Raw genomic sequence first — 4,805 nt, 5'->3', positions numbered from 1 at the left:
GGATCCGCTTCTTCGAGCTTGCGGCGCGCGCGCTCGGCGAGGCGCATCGCCTCGGGATCGTTCACCGCGACTTGAAGCCGGCGAACGTCATCATCAACGAGCGGGGCGAGCCGGTCGTGCTCGTCTCCTCCGGCGCCATCGCTGCCGGGATCGGTCCGCTGGGGCTGACCCGCCGGCCGCGCGACCTGGCCACCCAGCAGGCCGCGGCAAGCGTGGGCCAAGGCGCACTGATGGCGGCGTACACGGCGGCGTTCGCGGCATACGGGCTTACGGTCGGGCAGGTGCTGCTGACCGCGGACGATGTGACGCGGCGGGGGCACTACACCAACGCGCGGCGCACGCTCGACCGGCTGCTGGAGTTGGGGATCGTGCCGATCGTCAACGAAAACGACACCGTCGCGACCCACGAGATTCGCTTCGGCGACAACGACCGGCTCGCGGCGCTAGTCGCCCATCTGGTGCGCGCCGAGGCGCTCGTCCTGTTGACCGATGTGGACTCGCTCTATGACGGGCCGCCGAGTGAGCTTGGGGCACAGCGCATTCCGGCGATCCGGTCACTGTCCGATCTCGACCAGGTCCGCATCGGCGGGTCCGGGTCGATGGTCGGCACCGGGGGCATGGCCACCAAGATCGAAGCGGCGGCGATCGCCAACTCCGCAGGCGTTCTGGCCGTGCTCTGCGCGGCACCCGCTGTCGGTCCGGCCTTGGCCGGCGAGGATGTGGGGACGATTTTCCTGCCGGACTCGGTCGGCAAGGCCAGCCGCAAGCTGTGGATCGCGCACGCCACCGCGGCCCGCGGGACTCTCGTGGTCGACGCCGGTGCCGTTGCGGCCTTGGTCGAGCGCCGCAAGTCCCTCCTCCCCGCCGGGATCACCGGGCTGGTGGGCTCCTTCACCGAGGGCGATCCGGTCGACATCGCCGGCCCCGACGGCACGATCATCGCGCGCGGTCTGGTCAGCTACGACTCCGGGGAGATCCCCAAGCTGCTCGGCCGCTCGACCAAGGAACTGGCCCGCGAGTTCGGACCCGAGTACGAACGCGAGGTCGTCCACCGCGACAACCTCGTCGTTCGCTGAGATCGGGTCACCCGGGCAGGCGCAGAGCCAGCCGCCCGCCTTCGCCGGGGGCCAACACCATCGACGACGCCAGGGCCGGGCGCCTCGACATCGGGCTCGGCAACTCGCTCGCTTTTCGGGTAGGGGGTCAGCGCACCCGAGTCGGCACGAACTCCATGGCCGGGTGGGCGATCTCTTCCTGGCTCTGCACCAGTTGCAGCTCCCGGCGGCCGGAGTCCAGGGTCCGCTTCAGGAGGGCATAGACCGACGACACCGTCTTGGCCAGCGCCTCATCGGGGCCCGAGTTGAGCAGGTGAGCGGTGAAGAGGGCCGCGGTCACATCGCCGGAGCCGTTGGCTTTCATCGGCAACTGCGGCGTCTGGACGATCCAGGCCTCGTCGCCGTGGACGGCGAGCATCTCGATGGTGTCGGCCGGCCGGTCGGGGCGCAGCACCGAGGTCACCAGCACAGTGGAGGGGCCCATCGCCCGCGCCAGGTCGACCGCGGCGAGGGTGTCCTCGAGCGTCTCCGGCTCGGTCCCGGTCAGGAAGCCCAGCTCGAACTGGTTGGGCGTGATCAGATCTGCTTGCGGCACAACGCGTTCACGCAGCAAGATGGGGATGTCGGGGTGGACGAAGCAGCCGCTCTTGGCATTGCCCATGACCGGGTCGCACGCATAGATGGCCGACGGGTTGGCCGCCTTGACCCGGGCGACGGCGTCGAGGATGACGTCGCCGATCTGGCTGCCGCCTTGATAGCCCGATAGCACCGCATCCACATCGGGGAACGCCTCGCGCTCCTCCATCCCGGTGATGACCGCCCGCACGTCTTCTGCCGCCAGCAGCGGGCCACGCCACGCGCCATACCCGGTGTGGTTGGAGAAGTGCACGGTGTAGACGGGCCAGACCTCGACCCCCAGCCGCTGCAGGGGGAAGACGGCCGCGGAGTTGCCCACGTGGCCATACGCGACGGAGGACTGGATGGAGACGATCGTGGTCACCAGGCCATTCTCCCGTATGCCCCGCCGCGCCCCCGGGCGCGCCCGCCGCTCACCTGACTCAGACGCGCACGCACTGACCGAATTTCCCGCCCGAGACGACATTCGCGACGCCCGTCGGTGCCGGGGCGTTGTTGGTGCAGGAGAGCTTGCCCGAGATCGCGTTGTACTTCAGCGCTTTGGTGCCCTGGCGGTTGGCCGTGAGCGTGACACTGCCGGCAACGACGACCGCGGTCAAGGCGATGGCGCCGCCCGTGCTGAGGCTGATCGCGCCGCCGACACGGGAGTTCGTCACCGAGACTCTTGTGTAGCCGACAGCCGTGACGCTGCGGTCGATCACCGCGCCGTTGACCGTCAGGCTGCCCCGCGCGTCGACATTGATCGCCCCGCGGACGTTGGCATTGTTAATCGTGCAGGTCGCACCGGATGGCACCCGGATGGAGCCGGTGATCGCCCCGGTGATGGTCCCGCGGCACAGGCGCTCGGCGGGCGCCGCCTGGGCGGGAGCGCTCAGGCCCACAGTCAGAGCGGCGGCCGTTGCAGCGGCGAGGGCGATCGACGAACGAGACATGGCAAAGTCCTCCCCAGGACTGGGGCGCCGGGCCCTGCGCCCGGCGTGAGCGACCACCCTCGCACAGGCGGACGCGATGCGCGCGCGCTCGCGTCGCCCGTACCCTTGCCGTATGACGAGTGTTTCCCCCGACGCCACCGAGGCGGTTGCGCAGTTGGCCGGCCGGGCGCGAGTCGCCGCCCGCGAACTCGCGCTGATGTCGCGCGCCGCGAAGGACGCAACGCTGCACGCCCTCGCCGACGCCCTCGGCGCGGCCACCGACCGCATCGTCGCGGCGAACGCAGTGGATCTCGAGCGCGGTCGCAACGGCGGTATGCCAGCCAGCCTTCAGGATCGCCTCGCCCTGACCCCGGACCGGGTCACCGCGATCGCCGACGCCCTGCGTGACATTGCCGCGCTTCCGGATCCGGTCGGCGAGATCGTCCGGGGCTCGACCCTCGCCAACGGCCTGCAGATCCGGCAGGTCCGCGTCCCGATGGGTGTCGTCGGAATGATCTACGAAGCCCGCCCCAATGTCACTGTCGACGCCGCCGGCCTGGGGCTGAAATCCGGCAACGCCGTGATCCTGCGCGGCGGCTCGGCGGCAGCCGACTCCAACCGTGTCCTCGTGGACGTCATGCGCGAATCCCTTGCCGCACACGGGGTCAACCCCGACGCCATCGGCCTGCTCGAAGGCGGCCACGACGCCGTCCGCGCGCTGATGACGGCCCGCGGCCTGGTCGACCTGCTGATCCCGCGCGGCGGTGCCGACCTGATCAACTCGGTCGTTTTGAACTCCACGGTCCCGGTGATCGAGACCGGCATCGGCAACTGTCACGTCTATGTCGACCGCGCCGCCGACCTCGACAAGGCGCTCGCGATCACGATGAACTCGAAGACCCACCGGCCCAGCGTCTGCAATGCCGCCGAGTCGCTGCTCGTCCACGAATCGGTCGCGCCCGACTTCCTGCCCAAGGCCCTGACCGAGCTCGCCGGCGCGGGCGTGGTGCTGCATACGGACGAGCGCGCAAGCGCCATCGCGACCGCGGCCGGGGTCCCCTTTGCCGTCGCCACCGATGACGACTTCGCCACCGAGTTCCACGCGCTCGAGATGTCCGTCGGCGTCGTCAGCTCGTTGGACGACGCCCTCGAGCACGTGCGCACCTACGGCTCCGGCCACACCGAAGCGATCGTCACCGAGGACCGCTCGGCCGCCCGGCGCTGGAGCGCGGAGGTCGACGCGGCTGCCGTCATGGTCAACGCGTCGACCCGCTTCACGGACGGCGGCGAGTTCGGCTTCGGTGCCGAGATCGGCATCTCCACCCAGAAGTTGCACGCCCGCGGCCCGATGGCCCTCCCGGAGCTGACGACGACCAAGTGGATCGTCGAGGGCGACGGGCACGTGCGCGTCTGATGCGCGGCCACGAAGTCCGCAAACTCACCGCGCTCGAAGACACCCACTGGTGGTATGCCGAGCGTCGTCACCTGCTCGCCCGCTCGATTGCCGGTAGGCCGCCCGGCCGGGCCCTCGACATCGGTGCGGCCGGCGGGGGCAACACGCGCGTCCTGCAATCGGCCGGCTGGGAGGTCGCGGCCCTCGAATACGGCGAAGAGGGGGCGCTCGTCGGTCGCTCGCGCGGGCTCGAGGTGGTGCGCGGCGACGCGACGGCCCTTCCGGTCGCCGACAGCAGCCTCGACCTGGTCGTCGCCTACGACGTGTTGGAGCACATCGTCGACCACGATGCGGCCGTGCGGCAGGTGCGTCGCGTGCTGCGTCCCGACGGGGTCTTCCAGATCGCCGTGCCCGCCGACCCACGGCTGTGGTCGGAGCACGATGTCGCGGTGGACCACGTGCGCCGCTACACCAGGACCACGCTGACGGATCTGTTGTCCCGGAGCGGTTTTGTCGTCGATGACCTGTGGTCGTGGAACGTCCTGCTGCGTCCGACGGTGGCCCTGCGCCGCCGGGCCAGCTCGGGCAGTGACTTGGAGGAGATGCCGCGACCGGTCAACGCGGCCCTTCGCGTCGTTGTCGCACTGGAGCGTCACTTGCCGGTGAAGTCGCTTCCCGGCGTCTCGCTCTTCGCCACCGCTCACCCGGTCGCCTGACGGCACTCAGCGGGCGCGCCAGCGGCCCGGGTCAGGTGGCGCCGGCGAACCCTGGGCATCGGTGTCCGTCAGCGGCCGCGCGGCGCGGGCCAGC

General features: G+C 70.5%; 5 protein-coding genes. 3 read left to right on the top strand and 2 right to left on the bottom strand.

What is annotated here, in order from left to right:
- Positions 1-2 precede the first annotated feature (2 nt).
- Complete coding sequence (proB, locus tag PKH97_RS13760; protein ID WP_324388103.1) at positions 3-1,076, top strand: glutamate 5-kinase; 1,074 nt, start codon at positions 3-5, stop codon at positions 1,074-1,076.
- A gap of 127 nt (positions 1,077-1,203) precedes the next feature.
- Here proB and pdxY read toward each other — a convergent pair whose 3' ends face one another.
- Complete coding sequence (gene pdxY, locus PKH97_RS13755; RefSeq protein WP_324388101.1) at positions 1,204-2,055, bottom strand: pyridoxal kinase PdxY; 852 nt, start codon at positions 2,053-2,055, stop codon at positions 1,204-1,206.
- Positions 2,056-2,113: 58 nt separating this feature from the next.
- Complete coding sequence (locus PKH97_RS13750) at positions 2,114-2,623, bottom strand: hypothetical protein (RefSeq protein ID WP_324388100.1); 510 nt, start codon at positions 2,621-2,623, stop codon at positions 2,114-2,116.
- 112 nt (positions 2,624-2,735) lie between these two features.
- Between PKH97_RS13750 and PKH97_RS13745 the strand changes: the two genes are divergently transcribed.
- The gene (locus tag PKH97_RS13745; protein ID WP_324388099.1) at positions 2,736-4,016 is read left to right on the top strand and encodes a glutamate-5-semialdehyde dehydrogenase; all 1,281 of its coding nucleotides are present in this window, start codon (positions 2,736-2,738) and stop codon (positions 4,014-4,016) included.
- Positions 4,016-4,711: a class I SAM-dependent methyltransferase gene (locus PKH97_RS13740; protein WP_324388098.1), complete on the top strand. Its 696-nt coding sequence runs from the start codon at positions 4,016-4,018 to the stop codon at positions 4,709-4,711. Before PKH97_RS13745 ends, PKH97_RS13740 begins: the two co-directional genes overlap by 1 nt.
- Positions 4,712-4,805 lie beyond the last annotated feature (94 nt).

It is taken from the genome of Nostocoides sp., assembly GCF_035343835.1.
Lineage (GTDB): Bacteria > Actinomycetota > Actinomycetes > Actinomycetales > Dermatophilaceae > Nostocoides_A > Nostocoides_A vanveenii.
This window is presented reverse-complemented; position numbering and strand designations above follow the sequence as displayed.

What these genes read in the sequence shown, in the direction of transcription:
- PKH97_RS13750 (WP_324388100.1), bottom strand. Translation starts at nt 2,623, where the DNA reads ATGTCTCGTTCGTCGATCGCCCTCGCCGCTGCAACGGCCGCCGCTCTG.
- PKH97_RS13745 (WP_324388099.1), top strand. Translation starts at nt 2,736, where the DNA reads ATGACGAGTGTTTCCCCCGACGCCACCGAGGCGGTTGCGCAGTTGGCC.
- PKH97_RS13740 (WP_324388098.1), top strand. Translation starts at nt 4,016, where the DNA reads ATGCGCGGCCACGAAGTCCGCAAACTCACCGCGCTCGAAGACACCCAC.